Source organism: Psychroserpens sp. S379A (assembly GCF_049800755.1).
In the GTDB taxonomy this organism is placed as follows: Bacteria; Bacteroidota; Bacteroidia; order Flavobacteriales; family Flavobacteriaceae; genus Psychroserpens.
Window position 1 is genome coordinate 781,122 of sequence record NZ_JBNAFQ010000002.1, and the last position, 25,199, is coordinate 806,320.

24 protein-coding genes and 1 tRNA gene are annotated in these 25,199 nt (G+C 32.1%); 18 read left to right on the forward strand and 7 right to left on the reverse strand.

Features of this window, described 5'->3' with window-relative positions:
- Positions 1–69: 69 nt before the first annotated feature.
- Entirely contained in the window at positions 70–4,458 is a 4,389-nt protein-coding gene (gene dnaE, locus ACP15M_RS08280; RefSeq protein WP_425076723.1) for a DNA polymerase III subunit alpha, read from the forward strand.
- 43 nt (positions 4,459–4,501) lie between these two features.
- Here the strand turns inward: dnaE and ACP15M_RS08285 are convergent, their stop codons facing one another.
- Together ACP15M_RS08285 and ACP15M_RS08290 are read right to left on the reverse strand one after the other, a co-directional pair.
- Positions 4,502–4,828 (reverse strand): ArsR/SmtB family transcription factor, encoded by a 327-nt coding sequence (locus ACP15M_RS08285; protein ID WP_425076724.1) that lies wholly within the window; start codon positions 4,826–4,828, stop codon positions 4,502–4,504.
- Positions 4,818–5,249, reverse strand: coding sequence for an SRPBCC family protein (locus ACP15M_RS08290; RefSeq protein WP_425076725.1), 432 nt, complete (start codon positions 5,247–5,249; stop codon positions 4,818–4,820). The genes ACP15M_RS08285 and ACP15M_RS08290 overlap by 11 nt, the downstream gene beginning before the upstream one ends.
- 310 nt (positions 5,250–5,559) lie before the next feature.
- On the opposite strand from ACP15M_RS08290, the gene trxA reads away from it, so the two are divergent.
- The 9 genes from trxA (at position 5,560) to ACP15M_RS08335 (ending at position 13,344) form a co-directional block, all read left to right on the forward strand.
- On the forward strand, positions 5,560–5,877 hold the full coding sequence (trxA, locus tag ACP15M_RS08295; protein WP_425076726.1) for a thioredoxin: 318 nt from the start codon (positions 5,560–5,562) through the stop codon (positions 5,875–5,877).
- A 91-nt stretch (positions 5,878–5,968) separates the two neighbouring features.
- A complete protein-coding gene (locus ACP15M_RS08300) occupies positions 5,969–6,511 on the forward strand; it encodes a ClpP family protease (RefSeq protein WP_425076727.1) in 543 nt (180 codons plus the stop codon).
- A 91-nt stretch (positions 6,512–6,602) separates the two neighbouring features.
- Entirely contained in the window at positions 6,603–7,532 is a 930-nt protein-coding gene (locus ACP15M_RS08305; protein ID WP_425076728.1) for a DUF58 domain-containing protein, read from the forward strand.
- A gap of 77 nt (positions 7,533–7,609) precedes the next feature.
- A tRNA-Asp gene (locus ACP15M_RS08310) sits at positions 7,610–7,683 on the forward strand.
- Positions 7,684–7,907: 224 nt separating this feature from the next.
- Entirely contained in the window at positions 7,908–9,194 is a 1,287-nt protein-coding gene (locus ACP15M_RS08315) for a hypothetical protein (RefSeq protein WP_425076729.1), read from the forward strand.
- A 73-nt stretch (positions 9,195–9,267) separates the two neighbouring features.
- Complete coding sequence (locus tag ACP15M_RS08320) at positions 9,268–10,032, forward strand: hypothetical protein (RefSeq protein ID WP_425076730.1); 765 nt, start codon at positions 9,268–9,270, stop codon at positions 10,030–10,032.
- Positions 10,033–10,370: 338 nt separating this feature from the next.
- Entirely contained in the window at positions 10,371–10,541 is a 171-nt protein-coding gene (locus tag ACP15M_RS08325; protein ID WP_425076731.1) for a hypothetical protein, read from the forward strand.
- A 107-nt stretch (positions 10,542–10,648) separates the two neighbouring features.
- Positions 10,649–12,676: a tetratricopeptide repeat-containing sensor histidine kinase gene (locus ACP15M_RS08330; RefSeq protein WP_425076732.1), complete on the forward strand. Its 2,028-nt coding sequence runs from the start codon at positions 10,649–10,651 to the stop codon at positions 12,674–12,676.
- Entirely contained in the window at positions 12,676–13,344 is a 669-nt protein-coding gene (locus ACP15M_RS08335; RefSeq protein WP_425076733.1) for a response regulator, read from the forward strand. The genes ACP15M_RS08330 and ACP15M_RS08335 overlap by 1 nt, the downstream gene beginning before the upstream one ends.
- 254 nt (positions 13,345–13,598) lie before the next feature.
- Here the strand turns inward: ACP15M_RS08335 and ACP15M_RS08340 are convergent, their stop codons facing one another.
- Positions 13,599–14,096 carry a DUF456 domain-containing protein gene (locus ACP15M_RS08340; protein ID WP_425076734.1) on the reverse strand — a complete coding sequence of 166 codons (498 nt, stop codon included), beginning with the start codon at positions 14,094–14,096 and terminating at the stop codon, positions 13,599–13,601.
- Positions 14,097–14,278: 182 nt separating this feature from the next.
- Here ACP15M_RS08340 and ACP15M_RS08345 point away from each other — a divergent pair, with 182 nt between their 5' ends.
- From ACP15M_RS08345 to ACP15M_RS08360, 4 genes are read left to right on the forward strand one after another with little or no spacing between them, the layout of a single operon-like run.
- Positions 14,279–14,641, forward strand: coding sequence for a BlaI/MecI/CopY family transcriptional regulator (locus ACP15M_RS08345; protein ID WP_425076735.1), 363 nt, complete (start codon positions 14,279–14,281; stop codon positions 14,639–14,641).
- A gap of 1 nt (position 14,642) precedes the next feature.
- Positions 14,643–16,523, forward strand: a complete 1,881-nt coding sequence (locus ACP15M_RS08350; protein ID WP_425076736.1) for a M56 family metallopeptidase — start codon at positions 14,643–14,645, stop codon at positions 16,521–16,523.
- Positions 16,523–17,659: a tetratricopeptide repeat protein gene (locus tag ACP15M_RS08355; protein WP_425076737.1), complete on the forward strand. Its 1,137-nt coding sequence runs from the start codon at positions 16,523–16,525 to the stop codon at positions 17,657–17,659. Before ACP15M_RS08350 ends, ACP15M_RS08355 begins: the two co-directional genes overlap by 1 nt.
- Positions 17,660–17,710: 51 nt before the next feature.
- Entirely contained in the window at positions 17,711–18,187 is a 477-nt protein-coding gene (locus tag ACP15M_RS08360) for a hypothetical protein (protein ID WP_425076738.1), read from the forward strand.
- Here ACP15M_RS08360 and ACP15M_RS08365 read toward each other — a convergent pair.
- The 4 genes from ACP15M_RS08365 to ACP15M_RS08380 are packed head-to-tail and all read right to left on the reverse strand — an operon-like array spanning position 18,174 to position 21,968.
- Complete coding sequence (locus tag ACP15M_RS08365; protein ID WP_425076739.1) at positions 18,174–18,911, reverse strand: Bax inhibitor-1/YccA family protein; 738 nt, start codon at positions 18,909–18,911, stop codon at positions 18,174–18,176. The genes ACP15M_RS08360 and ACP15M_RS08365 overlap by 14 nt on opposite strands.
- Complete coding sequence (locus ACP15M_RS08370; RefSeq protein ID WP_425076740.1) at positions 18,911–19,783, reverse strand: hypothetical protein; 873 nt, start codon at positions 19,781–19,783, stop codon at positions 18,911–18,913. Before ACP15M_RS08370 ends, ACP15M_RS08365 begins: the two co-directional genes overlap by 1 nt.
- Before the next feature lie 53 nt (positions 19,784–19,836).
- Entirely contained in the window at positions 19,837–20,961 is a 1,125-nt protein-coding gene (locus tag ACP15M_RS08375) for a glycosyltransferase family 2 protein (protein WP_425076741.1), read from the reverse strand.
- A complete protein-coding gene (locus ACP15M_RS08380; RefSeq protein ID WP_425076742.1) occupies positions 20,961–21,968 on the reverse strand; it encodes a lysylphosphatidylglycerol synthase domain-containing protein in 1,008 nt (335 codons plus the stop codon). The genes ACP15M_RS08375 and ACP15M_RS08380 overlap by 1 nt, the downstream gene beginning before the upstream one ends.
- Here ACP15M_RS08380 and ACP15M_RS08385 point away from each other — a divergent pair.
- From ACP15M_RS08385 to ACP15M_RS08400, 4 genes are all read left to right on the forward strand, one after another.
- On the forward strand, positions 21,958–22,590 hold the full coding sequence (locus tag ACP15M_RS08385; protein ID WP_425076743.1) for an outer membrane beta-barrel protein: 633 nt from the start codon (positions 21,958–21,960) through the stop codon (positions 22,588–22,590). The two genes, ACP15M_RS08380 and ACP15M_RS08385, sit on opposite strands and share 11 nt — an antisense overlap.
- Before the next feature lie 3 nt (positions 22,591–22,593).
- Complete coding sequence (gene ruvC / locus ACP15M_RS08390; protein ID WP_425076744.1) at positions 22,594–23,148, forward strand: crossover junction endodeoxyribonuclease RuvC; 555 nt, start codon at positions 22,594–22,596, stop codon at positions 23,146–23,148.
- A gap of 94 nt (positions 23,149–23,242) precedes the next feature.
- Positions 23,243–24,418, forward strand: a complete 1,176-nt coding sequence (hemW, locus tag ACP15M_RS08395) for a radical SAM family heme chaperone HemW (protein WP_425076745.1) — start codon at positions 23,243–23,245, stop codon at positions 24,416–24,418.
- The gene (locus ACP15M_RS08400; protein ID WP_425076746.1) at positions 24,418–25,185 is read left to right on the forward strand and encodes a cyclase family protein; all 768 of its coding nucleotides are present in this window, start codon (positions 24,418–24,420) and stop codon (positions 25,183–25,185) included. Before hemW ends, ACP15M_RS08400 begins: the two co-directional genes overlap by 1 nt.
- Positions 25,186–25,199: the final 14 nt, after the last annotated feature.

The window sequence follows — 25,199 nt, forward strand, 5'->3', positions numbered from 1 at the left end:
AAAAAGAAGAGTTTCTTCGTAATTTTATAAGCTAGATTTTACTGCTAAATAACAAACAATTCTACACTAATGTATTTAATCTTCGATACCGAAACTACTGGTTTGCCTAAACGTTGGGATGCTCCAATTACAGATGTTGATAATTGGCCAAGATGTATCCAAATTGCATGGCAATTGCATGATGATATGGGTAATTGTATCGATCATCAAGATTATTTAGTACAACCTGAAGGTTTCAATATTCCTTATGATGCTGAAAAAATTCATGGAATCTCTACTGAATTAGCTCAAGAGCAAGGTGTTCCTTTAGAAGAAGTTTTAGAGAAGTTTAATATTGCACTTTCTAAAACCAAATTTGTTGTTGGTCAAAACGTGAAGTTTGATCTTAATATCATGGGAGCAGAGTTTGTTCGACAAGATTTAGCAAATAACTTACAAGAGCTTCCCGTTTTAGATACATGTACAGAACATACTGCTGAGTTGTGTAAGATTCCTGGAGGTCGAGGCGGAAAGTTTAAGTTACCAACCTTAACAGAATTACATCAATTTTTATTTGATACACCTTTTGCAGAAGCACACAATGCAACAGCAGATGTGGAAGCAACCACACGTTGCTTTTTAGAATTGATTCGGTTAGGAGAATACACAAAAGAACAACTCGATGTTCAGCCTGATTATTTTCAGAATTTTAATACCCAGAATCCGCAAACGATTCAGTTAATTGGGCTAAAGCACATCAATCTCAAGAAGGAAAGTGCTAAAATTAATGAGCGACTTCAAAAGGCTCAAACTAATGATATTTCAGATGCCGAAATACAACAAAATATTTCAGGCTTAGCAGATGTCGATTTTGTACATCTTCATAACCATTCTCAGTTTTCAGTATTACAATCTACCATTAGTGTTTCAGATTTAGTTAATGCGGCAGCTAAACAAAATATGCCTGCTGTAGCCTTAACCGATCATGCCAATATGATGGGAGCGTTTCATTTTGTGAAAGCCGTAAATAATTATAACAAATCTGTTAAAGCAAAACTAGCTGAAGCTATTGAACTAGGCGAAACTTCAGATTTAAAAGAAATCAAACCTATTATTGGTTGTGAGTTTTTTGTGTGTGAAGACCATACTGATAAATCTCGAAAAGATAATGGTTATCAAATTGTTTTAATCGCTAAAAATAAAAATGGGTATCACAATCTCGCAAAGTTATCGTCTCATGCCTTTGTTGACGGATTTTACTATTTGCCAAGAATTGATAAAGACCTCATTGAACAATACAAAGAAGACCTCATTTGCTTAACAGGAAACCTTTATGGTGAAGTGCCAAGTAAAGTCTTAAATGTTGGAGAAAACCAAGCCGAAGAAGCATTGATTTGGTGGAAAGACACTTTTGGTGACGATTTGTATGTCGAATTGATGCGACACAATCAAGAAGATGAAAATCGTGTTAATCCAGTATTGATTCAACTGGCTAAAAGGCATGATATCAAAATTATAGCAACCAACAATACCTATTATTGTAATCAGGAAGATGCTAATGCACACGATATTTTATTGTGTGTAAAAGATGGCGAAAAACAAGCCACTCCAATTGGACGCGGACGAGGTTATCGTTATGGTTTGCCTAATCAGGAGTATTATTTTAAGTCTTCGGAAGAAATGAAAGCCTTGTTTCGAGATATTCCTGAAGCCATTACTAATATTCAAGAAGTTGTTGATAAAGTTGAAGCGTTTCAGTTAGCGCGTGATGTATTATTACCAGCGTTTGATATTCCTGAAGAATTTAAAGATGAAGCCGATTTAGCCGATGGAGGAAAACGTGGTGAAAATGCATATTTAAGACATCTCACCTATGAAGGTGCAAAAAAACGTTATGGTGAAGAGCTTTCTGATGATATTACTGAACGCTTGGATTTTGAACTAAGTGTTATTGAAAACACAGGTTATCCAGGTTATTTCTTAATCGTTGAAGATTTTATTCGCGAGGCTAGAAATATGAATGTGTCTGTTGGTCCAGGTCGTGGTTCGGCTGCTGGATCAGTAGTTGCGTATTGTTTGTGGATAACCAATATCGATCCGTTGAAGTACGATTTACTTTTTGAGCGTTTTCTTAATCCAGATCGTATTAGTATGCCAGATATCGATATCGATTTTGATGATGAAGGACGAAGTCGTGTCATGGAGTATGTGATTGAAAAATATGGTGCCAATCAAGTGGCACAAATTATTACCTACGGAACCATGGCAGCAAAATCTTCTATTCGAGATACTGCCAGAGTTTTAGATTTACCACTATTTGATGCCGATAGAATTGCTAAGTTGATTCCGACCATGTCTAAACTAAATAAGATTTTTGGTTTAGATGAAAAAGAATTGAGTAAAAAATTCAGAGCTGAAGATTTAGAAAAAGTAAATCAGCTACTCAATATTGCTGATGGAAGTGATTTAGAATCTGAAACCGTTAACTTGGCAAGAACGCTTGAAGGTTCCGTTCGAAATACTGGAATTCATGCCTGTGGTGTGATTATTACGCCAGATGATATTACAAAATTTGTTCCAGTAGCTACAGCTAAAGATTCAGATTTGTATGTGACGCAGTTTGATAACTCTGTTGTTGAAGATGCAGGTTTGCTGAAGATGGATTTTCTCGGATTAAAAACCTTAACCTTAATTAAGGATACGGTTAAAATTGTAAAAGCAAAACATGGTATTGAGCTTGATCCAGAAAGCTTTCCTTTAGATGATGAAAAAACCTATGAGTTGTTTCAAAAAGGAGAAACCGTTGGTGTATTTCAATATGAATCTCCAGGAATGCAAAAGCATTTGAGAGAATTGAAGCCAACAGTTTTTGAGGATTTAATTGCAATGAATGCGTTGTATCGTCCTGGTCCAATGGAATACATTCCGAGTTTTACGCGTCGTAAACATGGTGACGAAGCTATTGAGTATGATCTTCCAGCTATGGAAGAATACCTCAAAGAAACCTACGGAATTACAGTCTATCAAGAGCAAGTAATGTTATTGTCGCAAAAGTTAGCCGATTTCACAAAAGGTGAAGCCGATATTCTTCGTAAGGCAATGGGTAAAAAGCAAATTGCTGTACTGGATAAAATGAAGCCCAAATTTATTGAGCAAGCCAGTGCTAATGGTCATGATGCTAAAGTTTTGGAGAAGGTTTGGAAAGATTGGGAGGCTTTTGCAAGTTATGCTTTTAATAAATCACACTCCACCTGTTATGCATGGATTGCTTACCAAACGGCTTATCTCAAAGCGCATTATCCAGCAGAATATATGGCTGCTGTATTGTCTAATAACATGAACGACATTAAACAGGTGACTTTCTTTATGGAAGAATGTAAGCGTATGCGCTTAGATGTTTTAGGACCAGATGTAAATGAGTCCTATTACAAATTTTCGGTAAACCAAGATGGTGCAGTTCGTTTTGGAATGGGAGCGATAAAAGGTGTAGGTCAAGGTGCTGTAAAGACTATTGTGCAACATCGCAAAGACGATGGTCATTATAAATCGATATTTGATTTAGCAAAACGAATCGATTTGCGAGCTGCTAATAAAAAAGCCTTTGAAAATTTAGCGTTAGCTGGAGGTTTTGATGGATTTGGAGATACACATCGTGCGCAATATTTTCACGATGATGGTGATGGGATTACATTTTTAGAGAAAGCCATTAAATATGGAGCAAAGCATCAAGAGAATGAGAATTCAGCACAAGTGAGTTTGTTTGGTGCAACAAGTGAAGTGCAAATTGCTGAACCTATTGTTCCTCCTTGTGAAGAATGGGGAACAATGGAAAAATTAGCACAAGAGAAAGAAGTGGTTGGTGTTTATATTTCTGGGCATCCCTTAGATGATTTTAAAGTCGAAATGAAAACATTTTGTAATGGGAGTTTAGCACTTTTTAATGAGTTAGAAAACTATGTTAACCGAGAAATTACCTTTGGAGGTGTTGTAACAGATATTCAGCATCGCGTGAGTAAACAGGGTAAAGGTTGGGCCTTGTTTACGATTGAAGATTATACAGATAGTTACGAGTTTAGAATTTTTGGAGAAGAATACTTAAAGTTTAGACATTTTTTAGTGAAGAACAGTTTTGTATATGTGAAATGTTATGTAAGAGAAGGTTGGGTAAATCGTGATACAGGAAAGAAGAGTGATCCGAGATTACAATTTAATAGCTTTCAGTTATTACATGATGTGATGGATACTTATGCTAAAAAGCTATCGGTTCAACTTAATATTAAAGAAATTAAAGCAGAACAAATTACCAGACTTCAAAGTTTATTTAAAATACATGAAGGGAGTCATGCTTTAAATTTTGTGATTTATGACAATGACGAAGAAATTAAATTGAACTTACCTAGCCGAAAACAGAAAGTAAAGATTTCTCAAGAACTATTGCACGAATTGGATAATGAAAATGTGTATTATAAACTGAATTAGTTGTTTGTTTGGCTCCACAATTCAAGAACAAAAAGGTGAGAATTTAAGAAGGTTTATTGTCTAAATAATCTTCTAAATTATCTAAAGAATCATCCCAAAATTGCTCATAGAATTTTAGCCATTTATTTAATTCACTAAGTGGTTTTGCATTGGCATAGCAAAAGCGTTCGCGACCTTTGTTGTTTAAAGTAATTAAACCAGCTTTTTCTAAAGTTTTGATATGTTTAGTAACGCCTTGTCTGCTCATATCAAACTGATTTGCAATTTGAGAGATCGACAATGTTGAACTTGCAATAATTAAGGCGTGAAATATCTCACGCCTTGTTGGATCTGCAATGGCTTTAAATAATTTGGTGATGTTATCCTGCATTAACTTCGTCTTTAAGATAAGTTAATAAGCCATCGATGCAGTTGTCCCAGCCTCCATTAAAACTTTCAAACATTGCAATAGCTGTGTCTCCAGTATAGTTTGAAATTCCTGAATGTTCTAGATGAAGTTTGGTGCCTTCAACAACAGGTTCAAGTTTCCAAGTGACAGTGGTTTCTACCTCAGTATTAGCAACAATCCATGTATATACTAATACATAAGGGTTAGCTTCTTTTACTGTTCCGCTAATGGTTGTGCATCCTTTTTCGTTAGGTTCAGAAGTGAAGGTGTACTGATACCCTTTTTCAGCTTTGAAATCGGCTTGAATGAACCACGTTGATATTTCTTCGGCTTTTGAAATAGCATTCCACACTTTATCAATAGGATGATTAAATAGTTTTTCTTTAATGATACTGTCTTTCATAATATTCGTTTTTTGATTAATATGCAACTTTACGGTTGCTAAAATAACAGTAATAATTTTAATACGCAGCTTTTTGGTTGCTTTTTTGATTGTGTAAAGGATTGAAGTGACATCCTTTTTGTAAAAAAAGATATAACGGAAAGCCTGACACTATGGAGCTTTTGCGACATAGTGATACACCCCAAAGATGATTATATAAGTATTCAATAACTTCATAATCAAAACAAATGCTGTCATTGTAAGGTTTGGCAAAATTTTTGACTAATTTTGTGTATTAAATTAAAGTTAAACACATTTATAATAGATAATTATGGCATTAGAAATAACAGATGCAACGTTTGAAGAAACAGTATTAAAAAGTGATAAGCCAGTAATGGTTGATTTTTGGGCTGCTTGGTGTGGACCATGTAGAATGGTTGGACCAATCATTGATGAGATCAGTACAGAATACGACGGCAAAGCTGTCGTAGGTAAAGTAGATGTTGATGCTAACCAAGAGTTTGCAGCAAAATATGGTGTACGTAATATTCCAACGGTTTTGGTATTTCAAAACGGAGAAGTGGTTCAACGTCAAGTAGGTGTTGCACCTAAAAATGCGTATACAGAAGCAATAGATTCTTTATTGTAGAATAGTATCTAAAAGAAATGATAAAAGGTTTGCCATTATGGTGAACCTTTTTTTATTTTTAGGTATTATTAACATTAGATGTAAAAAACATATGAGCAAGCAAGCAAAAACTCAAGATAAAATAGATAGTAAATTACTAGAAGACCGTAAAGTGTTTCTTTGGGGAATGGTTGACGATAAATCTGCCAAGCATGTTATTGACAGATTGATGTACTTAGATGCTTTGGAGACCAAAGACATTCATTTGTATATTAACAGTCCAGGAGGTTATGTAACATCGGGATTTGCAATGTACGATTGTATCAAATCATTAAATAGTGATGTGTCTACCATTTGTACTGGATTAGCAGCTTCGATGGGTTCTATTTTGTTGTCTGTTGGTACCAAAGGAAAACGTTTTATACAACCACATGCTCGAGTTATGATTCATCAGCCAAGTGGAGGCGCAAGAGGGCAAGCTAGTGATATTGAAATTACAGCTCAGGAAATTTTGAAAACAAAAGAATTAAGCGCTCAAATTTTGGCTGATAATTGCGGACAAGATTTTGACAAGGTGATTAAAGATTTTAATCGTGATCATTGGATGGGAGCAGAAGAGTCTGTTGCTTATGGAATTGTAGATAAGGTCATCTAGATAAAAGGTCATAGAATTTAGAGAAAATATTTCTATACATTGTACCAGTAAGTCTTAATTTTAAAAGCGAAGCGGTCTAATATCTATTAAAATGAATTTACAAGTAGAACTTAATAAAGCAGGAGGTTTTAAAAATCTAGAACTATTAGCAAAGCAAGTTGTAGAGGGTTTCATAGCTGGAATGCATAAAAGTCCGTTTCATGGGTTTTCTGCTGAATTTGCCGAACATAAAATTTACAATCAAGGGGAAAGCACACGTCATATTGATTGGAAACTCTACGCAAAAACCGATAAGCTTTACACGAAGCGTTACGATGATGAAACCAATTTACGTTGCCATCTTATAGTAGATAATAGTAGTTCAATGCACTATCCTGAAATGAAGAATTTCAGTATTTCAAATCTGAATAAAATTGCATTTTCTGCTTTAGCTTCAGCATCATTGATGCATATATTAAAAAAGCAACGCGATGCAGTTGGTTTAAGCATTTACAGTGATGATTACGATTATTATGCGCCAGAAAAGGGCAGTGAACGTCATCATCAAATGTTATTAAGTCAGTTAAGTAATACAGTTGTTTCAAAACCTTTGAATAAACAAACTGAAACATATACCTACTTACATCAAATAGCAGAAAACATCCATAGACGCTCTTTAATTTTCTTTTTTACAGACATGTTTCAAACCTCTACTGATGATGTGAAATTATTTGAAGCTTTAAGACATTTAAAATATAATAAGCATGAAGTAGTGTTGTTTCATGTTATTGATAAAGAAAAGGAGTTAAAATTTGATTTTGATAATGCGCCAAAACGATTTATTGATGTAGAGACTAATGAATATATTAATCTGTATCCAGATACGATTAAAGAAGGTTATGAAACCGCTGTAAATGATTACTTTAAGAGCATTAGATTGAAATGTGGACAGTATCAAATAAAATACGTTGAAGCAGACATTAATCAGTCGTTTGATAAAATATTAACGACTTACATGGTAGAGCGGCAAAAATTTATTTAAAAAATTTGTCAAAAATTTTAATAAAAGGTTTGTGATATTAAAAATCGAATGTATATTTGCCCTCGCAATAAAGCAACGGTCTGGTAGTTCAGTTGGTTAGAATATCTGCCTGTCACGCAGGGGGTCGCGGGTTCGAGTCCCGTCCAGACCGCAAAAAATTGCTAAAAAAGAAGCTCTAAAATTTTAGAGCTTTTTTTAAGCAATGAAAATAGTTGTGTTGTTCTAGGAGTAATCCTAGAGTTGTAAGTCTCTTATTAAGAGCTTACCGATGAGAAGCTTTCCTTTTTTCTTAACAGAAAATCGGGATGCTTTTTTGTTTTATAATCTTTTTTGATGACAATTTTTCCATGCTTCGATGATAATAAAACTTCTATCATGAAAGCATTTAGATACATTATTTTTTTAGCAATTATTTCTTTCCTTTTCGCTTGTAGTAAAAGCGATGATAATCAAGAAGACGAAAATCAAAACTTAAATGGTTTAACTTTAATAAATGAAGTTTCTATTGGTGGTGCTGGTGATGAGTTCGGCATAGATATCGTAAAACATAGTGAAGGCTTTATTATTTGTGGTGTTAATAATCAAGAACAGCCATACATTGTTAGTGTTGATGAAAATTTTGAGATTTTGTGGGAACAACATTTAGGAATTTCTGGTGTTGGTGGATTTGAAAAAGTTATAGCGACTCAAGATGGAAATTTTGTTGCTGCAGGATTTACTGAATTTGGTGGTAATGACTTGGATATGGATTTGTATATTGTTAAACTTGATTCTGAAGGCAATATTTTGTGGAGTAATACACTCGGATCTAACTATATAAATGATACAACTGTCGACTTAATTGAAGCGTCTAATGGAGACTTAATTATTGCTGGAACTAAACTTACCGAACCGCTTCCGGATAACTTTTTGAATACCACAACAGATATTATTGTTGCCCGAATTAACGAGAGTGGAAACTTGTTATGGTCTAGTACATATGGTTCTAATGGTAATGAAACATTAAGTTCTGTTATCGAAATGGATAATGGTGACCTATTAGTTGGTGGATCATTAGTAGCTGTGGAATTAGATACCAATGGAAATGTTGATCATTACCTTCCTGGTGATATCTGGATTTTTAAAATCAATGCAAATGGAGGATGGATTGAAGATAGAACCTATGGTTCTCCAGAATCTGATGGCGCTCCATTAATTCAAAAACTGCATAATGGAAATCTTGTGGTATTATCTAACATCAATGGAACAGGAAATGATGTAACTAGTGGTAGTTTTGGTGAAATCGATGTTTGGTTGTTTACTTTAAATAACGCTCTTAATATTACGTCTCAAGTTAGCTTAGGAGGTCCTGGATATGATATTGCAAAAGCCTTAGTAGAATTACCTAATTCTGGACTTTATATTATTGGCGATTCTAATTCTAACATATATTCCTCAAGTAATGTTATAAACAGAACCGATTATTGGATTGTTAAGCTGTCTTCTAATTTCTCTAAAATAGACGAATTGTATGCTGGAGGAAGCGAATCAGAAGGTGCTTCAGATGTGGTTGTTTTAGACAATCGTCTTTTTGTTATCGGAAGCTCCAATTCAAATGATGGTGATATATCTAATAGCAATGGTTCTTGGGATATTTGGTTAACTGTTATTGAAGACAATTAGGAAAGATTAAATACTTAACGGATGACATTTTTGTTTAGTCACGATGTATTATAAACGCCATAATTCTATCTTTATGAAAACTATCAATCGTATACTTTTATTCACATTAATTACATTATTATGCTCATGTAGTAAAGATGACGATAATAATGATCAACAAAATTTGCAGCAGTTTAATTCTCAAATTTGTAATGGCTTGGCTGGACCACAAGCTGTGTATTGGGATAGTGCTCATAACCTTCCTACTGGCTTAGCTCAAATTCCAACAATTGCTAATCCAGGTCAACAGTTCATTCATTCGCAATATCCAGCTTTAGGATTTACAATGCCTCAAGGGTATTCTGCTCAAGAAATAACAGATTTACAAACAGGAACGATAGGTGTAAACGTGTTTAGAAATGATAATAATGTAATATGGAGGTATATTCCATCAAGTCCATTTGTTGGTCAAATACAAATCAATGATGTTATCGCGTTTGAACTTAACCAAGTTATGGCTTTTCATGGCTTTAATGCAACTCCTGAAGTAATTTGTACATCAAATCAGCAATCAACAGAGTTTGGATTTTTAACAACATCTGGAGCTCGTTTGATAAGATTTGGAAACTTTACAGCCTTATTAACTGTACAAACGCATTTCATGCCAAGTTTAGGCAACACATTTATTTCTGTGACTTTAGCATCTGGCCCAACAGCAGACTACGATAATTTGGTAATGAATACGTATTTGCCATTGCATTGGCAATTATTAGTAATTTCAGATGATGTAAGAGATTCAGATTTAGATGGCACTCCAGATAATCAAGATCCTGCACCTTTTAATCCAAATATCAACTAATCTAGATTAAAGTTATTAACAAGAAATGAACATTAAAAAGCATTAAAATTGCATTTAATCGATAAAATTAAGCTTTTCGTCGTCTTTTTTTATGAAATTGATATAAAAAGTAGTATGTTTACAGCCCTTCATAAGCCCCTAAATCACTTATCAAGGTAATTTTATTAATCCATTTTATTATTTAAATGCATTTGTGCATTTAAAATTCCCTCAAAATTTTTACAATTTTTGGCTGTTTTGCCTAATTAAATTAATAATCCATTCTTCCCTCGTCTGGCATTTTTGATGCTTTAATTATTAACAAAATTAGAATTTTAATAACCCTAAATAGTAAAATCATGAAGACCCTAAAAATTACATTTCTATTATTAGCTGTAGTATTATTAACAGTTTCAGGACAAAGAAGCGATACTGTAGCAGATAATAACGAACCTACTTTTAAGACACAAAAACAGTATGACTTATTAGCGCACTCTAAAAAGAAAGCTAAATTACAACCAAACGGTTAATCTAAGTTATAAATATCAAATTAAAGCCCTTATAAACATAAGGGCTTTTCTTTATTTAATAAATAAAATTATTCTAACTTTGATTGAGAAACCAAAAATGATTAATCTTGAGGAAGAGCTTAGTACTAATTTTATGTGTCATCATAGCATTTTCATCTTTTGCTCAAAAGAAAAATAGAGAATTAGATAAGGCTATTTCTTTAAGATTAAACTCAAAAAAATCTAATTTATCACTAGAGGAACGTCTTCGTCTAGGTATAGAATCTGTCAGGCTTGCAGAAAAAATAAATATTGATTCTACAATATTACTAAGTAGGAGGCAACTTTCTTTATTGTATTATTCATCAGAGAAGTATGATGAATATTTAGAAATTAATAAATCTAATATAGAGCTTGCACAAAAGATTAATGATTCAACTTCAATTGCTATTGCTAACGATAATTTAGCAATTTATTTCCATTCTAATCAAGAGCATGATAGTGCGTATTATTACTACATAAATGCCTTAAAATACTACAATTTAGATGAGGAGTTAAAAAGGAAGGCTATTATTTTACTAAATATTGCAGATATTCAAGATACAGAGAAAGATTATATTGGCAGCGAAGAAAATGCAATTAAAGCTCTTCGTATTTTTGAAAATTTACCTAGTACAGAAGATAATCTTGACAATCTTTGGATACTTAATAACCTATTAGGTATAATCTCTCTTAAACTCGATAATTATGAAAAATCTTTAGAGTACCATAACCTAGCAATTGAAGTTGCTTCTGAGATGTCTAAAGGTTTTTACAATGAAATATATTCATTAAATAATAAAGCATTTGTTTACCGAAAACTCGAAAACTATGATAAAGCTTTACAATTATATTCATATTTAGCTTCAATTAAAGAACAATATCATGAATATGATCCAACATTTTATCCTTTAGTAATTGATAATTTAGCGTTTACCAAGTTTTTAGCTGGAGATGATGATATTGATAATATGGAAAGTTTGTTTAAAGAGGCTTACCATATTAGTGATAGTCTAGATGATAATATTACTAAATTAGCTGTAAGTATTGATTTGTCTAAATTTTATTTTCACACGAAGAAAGATTCTTCATTAAAATATGCTAATAAAGCTTATAAAATTGCTAAGGAGATATCATCAAATGAGATATTGTTAGAAACTTTGAGGATTTTGTCTAAACTCAAAGATGGTCAAGAAGGAAAGACATATTTGTATGAGCATATTAAACTAAGTGATAGCTTGCTTAAAGTAGAGCGCAATGTTCATAATAAATTTGCAAGAATTGAATTTGATACAGATAAGATTGAAGAAGAAAATGAGCGTATTTCTCAGCAAAAAATGTGGCTAATGATTGTCTCAGCGGTTCTCTTAGTGACTTTATTTTTACTCTATATAATTATCACGCAACGTGCCAAAAATAAAGAGCTTCAATTTGAAAAAGACCAGCAAAAAGCCAATGAAGAAATTTATAATCTAATGTTATCTCAGCAAGATAAAGTTGATGAAGCTAGAGCTAATGAGAAAAAACGAATCTCTCAAGAAATGCATGATGGTATTTTAGGTCGCTTATTTGGAACACGTCTAAGTCTAGATAGTTTAAATTTTTCAGAAGGAAAAGAAGCCATTCAAAATAGATCTAATTATATTAATGAATTAAAAACCATTGAAGACGATATTCGAAAAATCTCTCATGATCTAAATACCGATTTTGTTTCAGGTTCTGGTTTTATGGATATTGTTTCCGAATTGATTGAAAAGCAAACCACTGCCTATCAACTTAAATATAACTTTGATTTTACAGATGATGTGAGCTGGGAAAGTGTTTCCAATAAAAATAAAATCAATATCTACCGAATTATTCAAGAATCACTTCAAAATATTTATAAACATGCTAATGCTGAATTGGTAAGAATTAGTTTTGAATTAAAAAATAATGTAATTTTATTATCAATTACAGATGATGGTAAAGGATTTGATGTTAATAAAAGTAAAAAAGGAATAGGAATAAAAAATATTAATGCCAGAGTGAATGATTTACAAGGAACTGTAGATATCTCATCTCAATTAAATAAAGGCACAACAATACATATAGAAATACCTTATAAAACCAATCCATAATGCAGCACATTCATATTTTAATGGTTGACGATCATCCTATCATAATTGAAGGTTACCAAAATACATTGATGGCAACAAAAAAGGAAGACCAAACATTAGTTATCGATACTGCTAATACTTGTGATGCTGCCAATTTGCTTATGCAAAAAGCTGCCGACGAACGTCCTTATGATGTGTGCTTTTTTGACATTAGCTTACCACCTTCGTCTGATGGAAGAATCACTTCTGGTGAAGATTTGGCTAAAATAGCTAAGAATATACTACCTAATGCTAAGATTATTATACTTACCATGTTTAATGAATCGTATCGTATTCATAGCATTGTAAAGGAAATAAATCCAGACGGATTTCTTATAAAAAGTGATTTAACATCTAGCGAATTAGCTGAAGCATTTCACCATATACTTATCAATCCTCCTTATTACAGTAGTACTGTGACTAATTTTTTAAACAAATCGGTTATTAATGAAATTTATGTCGATGAAGTTAACCGAAAAATTTTACACCTCTTAGCTCAAGGAATGAAAACTAGAAGTCTTCCAGAGCATATTAATTTGTCTATGAGTGCTATCGAAAAACGAAAAAAGCAACTCAAACTGTTGTTTTCAATTGAAGATGGAAAAGATGAAACTTTGATTCAGGAAGCCAGAACAAAAGGGTTTTTGTAAAAAAAATAGTTTTATTTACGGTTTTTTGTCAGATAAGACAAGCTTGAAACCCTTGTAAAACCTAAAAAGTACGGTTTTTCCGCATCAAGTTTACGGTTTTTCCGCATCTCAAAGTAAATTTCAAAACTTATATTTGTGTGGTCAACAAAGTTAATTAATCCCTCTAACGTAATTTGTTGAATTAATAGCAAAGAAAAAAAACCTAACAATTCTTCTCATTAGTTGTTAGGTTTTATCTTTTTATAGTGTGGTGACTAGAAGAGTACATCTTGATACTCTATAATTTTTACAATAAAGAGTCCTAAAAACACCAATGCCACAATAAACTTTATAAATGTTGATGCTAAAAACCCTAAAAAAGAACCAAAAGCAGCTTTTAGAGCTTTATCAAATTCACTTTTATTAATTAGTTCACCAACTAGAGCACCAACAAAAGGACCAATAATAATACCTCCAGGAATTGGCGATAATAAGCCAACAATTAAACCTAAAGAAGTTCCAATCATGCCAGCTTTACTACCTCCAAAGCGTTTTGTTCCCATTGCAGGAATGATGTAATCAAGAATCCATATTGTAATGGCTATAATGAGTGTGATAATTAAAAAGGTCCAATTCATTGGTACAACATCTGTAAGATGTAAAATGAGTAATCCTACCCAACTCGTCAAAGGACCAGGTAAGACAGGTAAAAAACTGCCAATAATTCCTAAAATCATGAAAAAAGCAGCAAGTATGGTTAAAAATATATCCATATAATAAGATTAAAATTCTATAAAATTAGACGTAAGTGTATGTGTTTTGTTACAATATTAAACTAAAAAATTAGTTGAAACTAAAATTTTAGTTATATTTGAACACTGAACACTGAACACTGAACACTGAACACTGAACACTGAACACTGAACACTGAACACTGAACACTGAACACTGAATTATGAAGCAACTCACCAAAGCAGAAGAAGAAATAATGCAAATTCTTTGGCAACTACAAAAAGCCAACGTAAAAGATATTATAGCGCAATTGCCAGAACCCAAACCCGCTTATAACACTGTGTCAACAATAGTTAGGATTTTAGAATCTAAAGGGTTTGTTGATTATGAAAAACAAGGCAAAGGTCATTTGTATTTCCCTATTGTACAAAAGCAAGATTATAGCAACCAGTCAATAAATACTTTGGTTGACAATTATTTTCAAGGCTCTTTTAAGAGTATGGTGTCTTTTTTTGTAAAGAAAAATGATGTTAACCTTGAAGATATGGAAGCCATCTTAAAAGATATTAATAAAAACAACTCATAATATGTTACATTATATATTACAAGTTGTTGCATTTCAACTTGGTTTTTTAATCATATACGATGTGTTTCTTCGGAAGGAAACCTTCTTCAATTGGAATAGAGCTTACCTTTTGATAACAGCTGTATTATCAATTTTAATTCCTTTTATAAAAATAGAACGTATAAAAACGATAATGCCTGAAGCATTTGTTATTCGATTACCAGAAGTAATTATTGGCGAGGTCTCGCAAACAAATACTTTAACTCCAGAAATAGCAAATCTTGCAGGAATTTCGATAGAACCAGAACCTGTTTCAATCTGGAACATTGTACTGTTTAGTGGTATGTGTTTAGCATCATTAATCTTGTTGTATAAGATTGTTAAGCTAATGGTTTTATTTTATAAACATCCGAAACGTTGGAGCAACGATTTGCTTATTGTAACGCTTTTTAAAAGTACTTCGGCATTTTCATTTTTTCATTATGTGTTTTTAGGCGAAGCAATACATCCCAAAGACCAACCTTCAATTTTAGAACATGAAAGTGTTCATGTAAAACAAAAACATACTTTAGATTTACTCTTTTTTGAATTACTCCGAATTGCATTCTGGTTCAACCCATTAGTATATATGTATCAAAATAGGATTTCAGAACTTCATGAGTTTATAGCTGATGCTAAAGCAGTAAAGCATCAAAACAAAGTAACCTATTATAATAATTTACTAGCTCAGGTTTTTGAAACCCAACAGTTCTCATTTGTCAACCCATTCTTTAAACAATCCTTAATCAAAAAACGAATTCTTATGTTAAGTAAAACAAAGTCAAAACAAATTCATATTATAAAATATGCGTTGCTACTTCCTATGGTATGTGCAATGCTTATTTACACATCATCATATGCACAACCAGAACCAAAAATAGAAGTTGTAGAAGAGACCATTCAAGTTGACGATTCTAAACTAAGTGATAAAGCATTAAAGGAGAAATATTATAACTTGATTCAGGAGATGGTCAAAAATGGTGAAGGGTTTATGAAGATTTTCGATTTCGGTTTAGGTAATAAAGAGCAGTACATTTTATCAAAATCAGATTATTATAAGCAGAACGCATATTTTGAATATATCACTAATACTTCTATGCAACGAAAAGTTGAAAATGATGAAGACATCAGTCAAGAGGATATTAAACATTCTGAATCGATGAAAAAAATGTTTAGCAGAACATATGACGAATATGTAGACTGGAAACACACTAATGAAGCTAAAGAGATTTGGGAGAATAATAGTCGAAATGGTGTATTGCGTTTACTGGTCAATGATTTAGGAAACATGACTGAAGAAGAAAAACAAACAATGCGTCATAAATTAGATATGATAGAACGCGATACGTATTTTAAAAAATTGTTGATTGCTTCTATGAATGGTAATTCTAAAATAATTCTACAAGATCCTTCAGGTGTAAAGGAGTTTAAAGAAGAAGTCGATAAAGCATTACAAGAAGAAATTGAAATTATAGAAGTTGAAGAATCTATTGAAGTGCCATTTGCTGTCGTCGATCAAGTACCAGTAATGCTAGGCTGTCAAAATTTAACTACCAATGAAGAACAAAAGGCATGCATGAGTGAAAATATAGCAATCCATGTCAATAAAAATTTTAATACAGACATGGCTAAACAATTAGGTTTAGTTGGAAAGCAACGTATTAGTGTTATTTTTAAAATTGATACACAAGGTGATGTTATTGAAGTTAGAGCAAGAGCACCTCATCCAGATTTAGAAAATGAAGCCATACGCGTCATTAATTTATTACCTCAATTTAAACCTGGATTACAAAAAGGTAAAATTGTAACGGTTCCTTATAGTTTGCCAATTTTGTTTCAAGTTGCACCAGATAAAAAAGATTAATGAGAATAGTATTTAGTGTATTGTTTGCAATATTATTTTTTAAAACCGAAGCACAATCTTCGGTTTTAACTATTGCAGATAGTCTATATCTTAATGGTAATTATAGTAAAGCCATTTCAGCATATAAATCGTATTCAAATCAAGATGAAGTTTATAACAATATTGCCAAATCGTATGTAGCCATTGGCAATTACCAACAAGCACTTCAGTATTATAAACTATATACAAAAGCACATCCAGAAGATGCTTTGTCTAAATATGAGTATGCAAAATTGTTGACAAAAACAAAGCAGTTTGAAGCGTCTATTACAATCTTTAGTGAATTGATAAATATTGATTCTCAAAACCCGAATTACCATTATGAAATGGGTTTGGCTCTCGAAAAAATAAACGATTCTACAGCTATGAATCGGTTTAGATTGGCTTATGATTTAGATAATACACATCAAAAAGCCATATTTAAAATTGCGAAATATTTTCTTATTAAAAGAAAGCATGCAGCTTCACATCAATACATCGATAAAGGTTTAGAAAGCTATGCTGCTAATGTAAAACTAATTAGTTTAAAGGCACAAAACTATTATTATCAAGATTACTATAATGATGCAAAAATTTGGTTTCAAAAACTCATTGATTTAGGAGAATCTTCAGAGTTTATACATGAAAAATTAAGTCTTGTTTATGCAGAGTTATCAGAATATGAACAGGCTATCGAACAACGAAAACTTGCTTTAAAATTTAATCCTTATGATGCCAATGCAATGTTTGTGATTGGAACGTATTACGAGCAACTTAATGATTATAAAAATGCTGAAACATATATGCTGAAAGCCTTGAAGTTAAAAGACATACCTTTAGATTTTGAGTATCAAAAATTAGGAATGGTATTGAATAGGCAAGAGCGTTACAATGAAGCTATAAATGCATTTAAACAGTCTTTAAAAGAAAATCCAGATAATTTATCTTCAGCGTTTTTTATTGTAACGACCAAAGATCATTATTATGCAGATATTGATTCAAAAATAAAGGCCTACAAAGATTTTATTAGCGATTATTCTAAATCGCCATTTATTCGTTTTGCAAAGCAACGAATAGTAGAATTAAAGGAAGAAAAATTCTTAAAGGAAAAAGAGTAAGCCTTTGTAATATCTAAAAAAATTGTACTTTTCGCTTTCAGTTATACCAACATGAAACGTGTACTTGTTTTTTTAGTGTTCATCAATATGATGTCTTGTGATTATTTCAACAAGAAAAAAGTATATTCCGAAGATTTATTAGAAGAAGAATTGCAAAGCTTTAGTTGGAATGAAGTTGATGAATATCCTGCGTTTATTTCATGTGATTCTACTTTAGAAAAAGAAGCGAAAAAACAATGTTTTGAGCATACCTTAAGAGATATCTTAAATACAAACTTAGCTCAATACCACATTGTTGTTACCGAAGCTATTAACGAAACGATTAATTTAAAAATCACAATTGATAAAGAAGGTCAGTTTTCAATAAATTCAATAGAAAGTAGTGCCTTAACAAAACAGCAAATTCCGCAATTAGATAGTTTGTTACGCGCAAGTTTAGACTCGCTTCCTAAAATTTTTCCAGCATTAAAACGAAGTCAGCAAGTGACCACACAGTTTAGTTTTCCAGTAGTTATCAAAATCGAATAGCTAATTTTTGCATCAATCTTAACACTTCAACATACAGCCAGATAAGTGTTGCTAAAAGTCCCCAAGTTGCAAGCCATTCTTTATATTTTGGCGCTTTATGTTTATATCGCTCAATGTAGTCGAAGTCTAATAAAAGCGCAAAAGAAGCTACAATAGCTGCAATACAATTAAAGATAATAGCAAACCAAGACGTTCCCCAAATGTAAGATTTGATGCCAAAAAAACTCAATACTAATGAAATCAAGTATACAGCCATAATACTTATTGCAGATGTAATGACAACACTTCTCAATTTTTTTGTCACAATAATAACTCTAGTTTGGTACAATAGAAGCATGATAAAAAAAGTCACGATAGTAACACCAATAGCTTGATAAGGCATTTCAGGAAAATGGACGTGTGCATATGCAGAAAATCCACCAAGGAAAACACCTTTTGCAATGGTATATATTGGAACCAAAACTGGAGCCCAATGATGTCTAACAGAAATAACAATACTTATAACAATTGAAGCGAGCATACCACCAAGAGTAAACCATTTAACTGGCATTCCGTTTTCATTAAGTTTCCAGATATAAGCTGTTATAGCAGCAATTGTAAGTATGCAGCATAGAGATTTAATCAAGATGCCAGTAACACTCATTTTTTTGTTAGAGCTTTGTTGCTCGTCCCAAAAGAACTCAGAAAATACAGGATTGTTAGTTTTGTAATTAGAAAGTCGCATTACAAATTAAACTTGTATCCAATAGAAAAATCGGTTGAAAAGTTACCTTGATTATCTATCAATATTGCAAAAAGCTCATTGTAAGCTAAAGTGATAAAACTATTTTTACTCACATTAATATCTGCTCCAATACCAAAAATAAAAGGCACATCAAAAGCTGTTTCGTTAACGTCTTCGGTAGTGATTTCACCATCAATTTCCCTTACAATAGTCGAACTCGAAAAATTAAGTGTCGCAAACTTACAGTTTCCGTAAAGACTAAATCGTTCTTTGTTAATAACTCTAAAGCGATAACCTAAAGATAATTCGGTTGTAGAATATTTAATATCGTCTTGCTCTAAAACATGTTTTAGTTGCATAAATACAGCATGTCTCGAAATGCGTTTGGCTTCTAATACTTCTAATTCTGCACCAAACAATGGTGTTGTTTTATTATCAGGATTGTCAACAAACGGACTGTTCGTCATACCTCCAAAAACACCAAGTCTAAATTGAAATTTACTTCTACTTACACTAGACTCATAGGTTGTATCTACAGAACTATTATAGTTGTCAATAAATTCTTTTAGGCTAAATAAAGTAAGGTTGAGTCGTTTTGTTGAGTCGTAATTATTTGTGAGTTCTTCAAGTAAAGTTTTATATTCTTCTTGAAATTTTCGATCTGCTTTAGTGTTTTTTAGTTCGGTAATGGTATTGTCTTCGGTTCTAACAAAATAGCGATATTGACCATCTATAATATTCCAAAGTAAATCTAGTTTGCCTTCAACTTCAGTTTTTAATTCTAAAGTTTCGCCATTAATGGTGTAATTTTCTTGTGCTTGAAGAAATGATACGCTAAACACCAAGCATAAAATATAGATGATCTTTTTCATTAGGACATTAAGTTGTAATTCATGTAAAGCTAACAAAAATAAATGAGAAAGTACTATTTGTTATAGCTGCGATTTTTCCATTTATAGCCTTTAAAAACAGATATAAATACAACATAAACAGAAAAGAATGGATAGATAAAACTTGAAAAAACAAATGATGCTAAATAGGACTCTTGATTAAAAAAACGAGCAGCTTTAAACAGTAATAAGAAGTCGATGCAAAACTTAATAATGAAAGTATACAACAAAGTTTTTAGTGTTATAAAATTAGCTAATACAAGTAGTGGAGCGCAGACTAGAAAACCATTCATTAAAAACACAATCATTCCTGTAAGTTTTGCAAAAAGACTATTGTAGCTCGATGTTTTTGAAGCCCAACGTACACGTTGAGAAATCAAACTTTTAAAATTAGGTTGCGCTAATGTTTTAACAATGGTGTTTTCATTTTTTAAATAATGAATGTGTTTAGGATATTTTTGCTTTGCTTTTTCGAGCATAAAAATATCATCTCCACTTGAAATATGAGTATTACCTTCAAAACCATTTAATTCTAGAAATAAAGCTTTAGAATAAGCAATGTTTGCGCCATTGCAAAGCATAGGTTTTTTTAAACCAAAACTGCCAATCCCAACACCTTGTAAGCTTAAAAAATCGAGTAACTGAAACCGTTTTAAAAATGAAGTAACATTATGATAAGTAACTGGAGCGACTATAAATTTTGTGTCATTTTTTTGAATAAAGCAATCAAAAGCATCTAACCAGTATTTAGGTAGTTTACAATCGGCATCTGTAGTCGCAATCCAATTATACTTGGCTTTCGATATGGCTTTTGTAATGGCTGTTTTTTTAGGAGCATCAGAAACTGCCTCATTGTTAAGTATCGTGAAATCTATGTTGGTTTTGTTTAGTTTGCTTCTGATACGTTGTATCGATTCATCTTCAGAATGGTCATCTACAAACAAAATTTCAAATTTATGTTTAGGATAATTCAGAGTTAAAATAGAATCTAATAAATCAGGCAAATTTTCAGCTTCATTTCGAAACGGAATAACAATGCTAAAATTGGTTTTAGGCGAAATGTCTTCTAAAGCAATAGGCGCAACTTTATCAAATCCAACGGCAAAGCTTCCGATGAGAAATAGATATAAAACAATAATAATGATGGTAATGATGAGCATTAATTATCTTTTTGAAAATTAAAGTTAAGCACATGGTAACTTCCGAAGATGCTTGGTAAAACAAAATTAAGCAGCCACATTATGGTTACAATACTTAGCGTTGTAAAATCGTTAACACCAACAACAGAAAACAAATACACAGCAACGCTACTTTTTATAATCACATCAAATATAAATACCGAAGGAATTACAGAAGCGAGTAAATACATCGATGTAATTACAATCATGGCATTATAATAGCTCACATTGACACCAAAAACATGTAGCAAATAATAAAACTGAAAAGAAAACACAGCATACTTCATGATTGATAACAGCATCCCAAAAAGTTTAGTTTTAGTAGGCATGGCTTTAAAAAAATGAAGCAGTTTATCAATCGCAAATCCTTTGATTTTAAATTTACTCTGTTTAAGTCCAAATGTTGTAAATACAGCAATAATTAAAATGATTACTAAAAAGCGTGAAATTTTGAAATAATCAATTTGCAAATCGTATTTTGAATGTAATAGCCATAACCCAATAGTGCCAAATAAAACCGTTGTAGTCATTTGCATCATATTGCTTAGAAAATTTAGGAATACAATTTTTTTTCGTTTTCCAGAAACAAAGTAAATGGCTTTGGCTCCATATTCGCCAATGCGGTTTGGAGTAAATAAAGATGCTGTTAAAGAGCCTAAGCTTTGTTCAAGAGCATTTTTGAAGCTTATTTTTTCAATAGTTGCCACTAAAGTTTGCCATTTTAAAATTTCAAAAAACCAGTTTAAAATGGTTAAAAACAATAAAAAAAGCACGTTTTTTAATGTAAACACATGGTTTTCTCTTAAAAACTGAAGAAAATCAGAAAAATCTAATGCTTCGTTTTCGACTAACTTTTTGTAAATAAAATAAAATGCACCAACAACAATACTTAATTTAATAAGTACAAGAAAGAATTGTTTAGTTTTGTAAGGAAGACCACCAAAATGCATTGTCGTAAAAATAAACCATTCTAATGATATGATGTCCATTTTTAAAACTCAAAAACACAAATTAGTTATCGTATGCTTATTGTTTACAGTAGTTTCTTTTGCTCAAAAAGATACGAATGTATGGAAAGCTCAAATTGCTCTTGGCTTAAATAGTCCATCTCAATCTGGATTTGTAGAAGGGTTTGAGTCAAAATCGGTTAATTTTCCAACCGTTAATGCTGGCTTTCAGTATATGTTTAAGCAGCAGTTTGGAGCCAAATTAGATTTTGGATTTAACAGATTTTCAAGTGATGGAGATTCGCCAGATTTTAAAGTCAATTACACAAGAATCAATGCGCAATTTGTTTATGATCCAACAGAGATGATTGGTTTTTTACCACAACGAATGGGTTTGGTCGCACATGCAGGTCCAGGTTATTCTTTTGTAAAACCACTAGGAGATTACTCAGATAATAACTTATCGTTTTTAAACATGATGGCTGGACTTGAAGTGCATTATGCTTTGAGTGAATACATGTCTATATATGCAGATACCTCATATATTATTGGGTTCGGAAAAGATTTTGATCCAGTGATTGATGGTTTTGGATCCTTTAACGGAAACCTGTTAACAATTACCTTCGGAATTACATTCTCTTTAAGTGGATGCCATTATTGCTAATACATGACTAAAGAAAAAATCATATTAGGCATTGATCCTGGAACCACAATTATGGGTTTTGGATTGATTAAAGTTGAAGGAAAAACAATGTCTTTTCTTCAGTTAAATGAATTAGATTTAAAAAAATACAGTGATCATTATCTGAAGCTGAAACTCATTTTTGAACGTACAGTAGAATTAATTGACACCTATCATCCAGATGAAATAGCGATTGAAGCTCCTTTCTTCGGAAAAAATGTGCAGAGTATGTTAAAACTTGGTAGAGCACAAGGTGTTGCCATGGCAGCAGGTTTATCTCGTGAAGTTCCGATTACTGAATATTCGCCTAAAAAAATCAAAATGGCCATTACAGGAAACGGAAATGCAAGCAAAGAGCAAGTCGCAAAAATGTTGCAAAGTACTTTAGGATTGAAAACCCTTCCTAAAAACTTAGATGCTACAGATGGTTTGGCTGCTGCTGTGTGTCATTTTTATAACGAAGGTCGTATTGAAGTTGGTAAAAGTTATTCAGGTTGGGCAAGTTTTGTAAAGCAAAACGAAGATCGTGTAAAAAAATAGCTTTTATTATTAAGTTACAGAGTTGTTAATAATTGAATCACATTTTAAAAATAATTTATCTAACCATCTAACTATCTAATCATCTAACACCTAATTGAGCGGCATTTATATTCACATACCATTTTGTAAGCAAGCCTGTCATTATTGCGATTTTCATTTTTCAACCTCTTTGAAAAAACGAGATGAAATGGTTAATGCTTTAGTGAAAGAAATTCAGCTGAGAAAAGATGAATTTAAGAAGACTACAGTAGAAACTATATATTTTGGAGGAGGCACACCATCTTTATTGTCTAATGAAGAATTAAAGACTTTAATTGATTCGGTTTACGAAAATTATAATGTTGTTGAGGCTCCAGAAATTACTCTAGAAGCCAATCCAGATGATTTAATTAAAGCAGAATTGTTACCTCGAGCGCAGTCGAGAGGTCGTTTTGAAAAATCCATTTTCTATTCATATAGAAACATAGGAATTAACCGATTATCAATCGGAATTCAATCGTTTTTTGAAGATGACTTAAAACTCATGAATCGTGCACATAATGCAAGTGAAGCTAAAGCATGTTTAGAGGAAGCAACTCAACATTTCGATAATATTTCAGTCGATTTAATTTATGGCATTCCAGGTTTAAGCAATGAACGTTGGAAACAAAATATAGATACAGCATTGGCTTTTAATATTCCACATATTTCGAGTTATGCATTGACTGTTGAACCAAAAACTGCCTTAGAGAGTTTTATAAAAAAGGGATTAATTGATGCGCTTGATGATGCGCAAGCTCATGAGCAGTTTCATATCTTGAAAGACAGTTTAGAAGCCAAAGGATTTATTCATTACGAGTTATCTAACTTCGGGAAAGAAGATTACTTCAGTAAAAATAATTCAGCCTATTGGCAAGGCAAATCGTATATAGGAATTGGACCTTCGGCACATTCATTTAATGGAAAACAACGTGGTTGGAATGTGGCTAACAATTCAAAATATATTAAAGCTATTGAACGTGAAACCCTTCCTCTAGAAACCGAAACCTTAACCATTACAGATCAATACAATGAATATGTAATGACAGGCTTACGAACCATTTGGGGAATTTCATTTTCTAAAATAGAAAAAGATTTTGGCACAGTTTTTAAGGATTATCTAATTGAACAATCCAAAGTTTTTATAAATCAACATTTATTGTATATTGATGATGAGCATTTATGTGTTACTAAAAAAGGACAATTTTTATGTGACGGAATTGCTTCAGAACTTTTTAAACTTAATTTATAGTGCTAACAACAATACAATACAATTCTAGAAAATTACAAATAGATTTAACCAAACCTTTAGATATTTCAATTCCTTTACATGCGTCTAAACAAAATGTAAATGCATGGTATGTTGATGAACCTAAAATTGAACCTGTTCAGTTAGACGGTTGGACTGGTAGTGTTGCTGAAGGTGCAGATGTAAACTTTAATAGTATTCAGTTTAATCCACATGCTCATGGTACACATACCGAATGTGTTGGACATATAACCAAAGCATTTCATTCAATAAATCAAAACCTAAAACAATTTTTCTTTTTAGCCGAAGTGGTTTCAGTCGCTGCAGAACAATTAGGAGATGATACAGTAATTTCAAAAAAGCAATTACAATTTGCATTAGGCAATAAAAAGCGAGATGCTATTATAATTAGAACGTTGCCTAACATGCAAGATAAAATGAACAAGCAATATTCTAATACCAATTGGACCTATTTAGAAGAGGAAGCAGTATTTTATTTGGTTAAAAAAGGAATTAAACATTTACTTATCGATTTACCAAGTGTCGATAAAGAAAAAGATGAAGGCGAACTCAAAGCTCATAAAGCGTTTTGGAATGTTAATGGAAAGCTTAGAAAAGACTGCACAATTACAGAGATGATTTATGTGCCAAATACTGTTGAAGATGGTGAGTACGTTTTGAATCTGCAAATCGCACCTTTCGAAAATGATGCTTCACCAAGTAAACCAATATTATTTAAAGTGCTTAATAATATAAACGTAAATTTTTAAGTCTAATCTTATCG

Excerpts from the sequence above, each read along its gene's own strand:
- dnaE (WP_425076723.1), top strand. The coding sequence starts at position 70 with ATGTATTTAATCTTCGATACCGAAACTACTGGTTTGCCTAAACGTTGG.
- ACP15M_RS08285 (WP_425076724.1), bottom strand. The coding sequence starts at position 4,828 with ATGCAGGATAACATCACCAAATTATTTAAAGCCATTGCAGATCCAACA.
- ACP15M_RS08290 (WP_425076725.1), bottom strand. The coding sequence starts at position 5,249 with ATGAAAGACAGTATCATTAAAGAAAAACTATTTAATCATCCTATTGAT.
- trxA (WP_425076726.1), top strand. The coding sequence starts at position 5,560 with ATGGCATTAGAAATAACAGATGCAACGTTTGAAGAAACAGTATTAAAA.
- ACP15M_RS08300 (WP_425076727.1), top strand. The coding sequence starts at position 5,969 with ATGAGCAAGCAAGCAAAAACTCAAGATAAAATAGATAGTAAATTACTA.
- ACP15M_RS08305 (WP_425076728.1), top strand. The coding sequence starts at position 6,603 with ATGAATTTACAAGTAGAACTTAATAAAGCAGGAGGTTTTAAAAATCTA.
- ACP15M_RS08315 (WP_425076729.1), top strand. The coding sequence starts at position 7,908 with ATGAAAGCATTTAGATACATTATTTTTTTAGCAATTATTTCTTTCCTT.
- ACP15M_RS08320 (WP_425076730.1), top strand. The coding sequence starts at position 9,268 with ATGAAAACTATCAATCGTATACTTTTATTCACATTAATTACATTATTA.
- ACP15M_RS08325 (WP_425076731.1), top strand. The coding sequence starts at position 10,371 with ATGAAGACCCTAAAAATTACATTTCTATTATTAGCTGTAGTATTATTA.
- ACP15M_RS08335 (WP_425076733.1), top strand. The coding sequence starts at position 12,676 with ATGCAGCACATTCATATTTTAATGGTTGACGATCATCCTATCATAATT.
- ACP15M_RS08340 (WP_425076734.1), bottom strand. The coding sequence starts at position 14,096 with ATGGATATATTTTTAACCATACTTGCTGCTTTTTTCATGATTTTAGGA.
- ACP15M_RS08345 (WP_425076735.1), top strand. The coding sequence starts at position 14,279 with ATGAAGCAACTCACCAAAGCAGAAGAAGAAATAATGCAAATTCTTTGG.
- ACP15M_RS08350 (WP_425076736.1), top strand. The coding sequence starts at position 14,643 with ATGTTACATTATATATTACAAGTTGTTGCATTTCAACTTGGTTTTTTA.
- ACP15M_RS08355 (WP_425076737.1), top strand. The coding sequence starts at position 16,523 with ATGAGAATAGTATTTAGTGTATTGTTTGCAATATTATTTTTTAAAACC.
- ACP15M_RS08360 (WP_425076738.1), top strand. The coding sequence starts at position 17,711 with ATGAAACGTGTACTTGTTTTTTTAGTGTTCATCAATATGATGTCTTGT.
- ACP15M_RS08365 (WP_425076739.1), bottom strand. The coding sequence starts at position 18,911 with ATGCGACTTTCTAATTACAAAACTAACAATCCTGTATTTTCTGAGTTC.
- ACP15M_RS08370 (WP_425076740.1), bottom strand. The coding sequence starts at position 19,783 with ATGAAAAAGATCATCTATATTTTATGCTTGGTGTTTAGCGTATCATTT.
- ACP15M_RS08375 (WP_425076741.1), bottom strand. The coding sequence starts at position 20,961 with ATGCTCATCATTACCATCATTATTATTGTTTTATATCTATTTCTCATC.
- ACP15M_RS08385 (WP_425076743.1), top strand. The coding sequence starts at position 21,958 with ATGATGTCCATTTTTAAAACTCAAAAACACAAATTAGTTATCGTATGC.
- ACP15M_RS08380 (WP_425076742.1), bottom strand. The coding sequence starts at position 21,968 with ATGGACATCATATCATTAGAATGGTTTATTTTTACGACAATGCATTTT.
- ruvC (WP_425076744.1), top strand. The coding sequence starts at position 22,594 with ATGACTAAAGAAAAAATCATATTAGGCATTGATCCTGGAACCACAATT.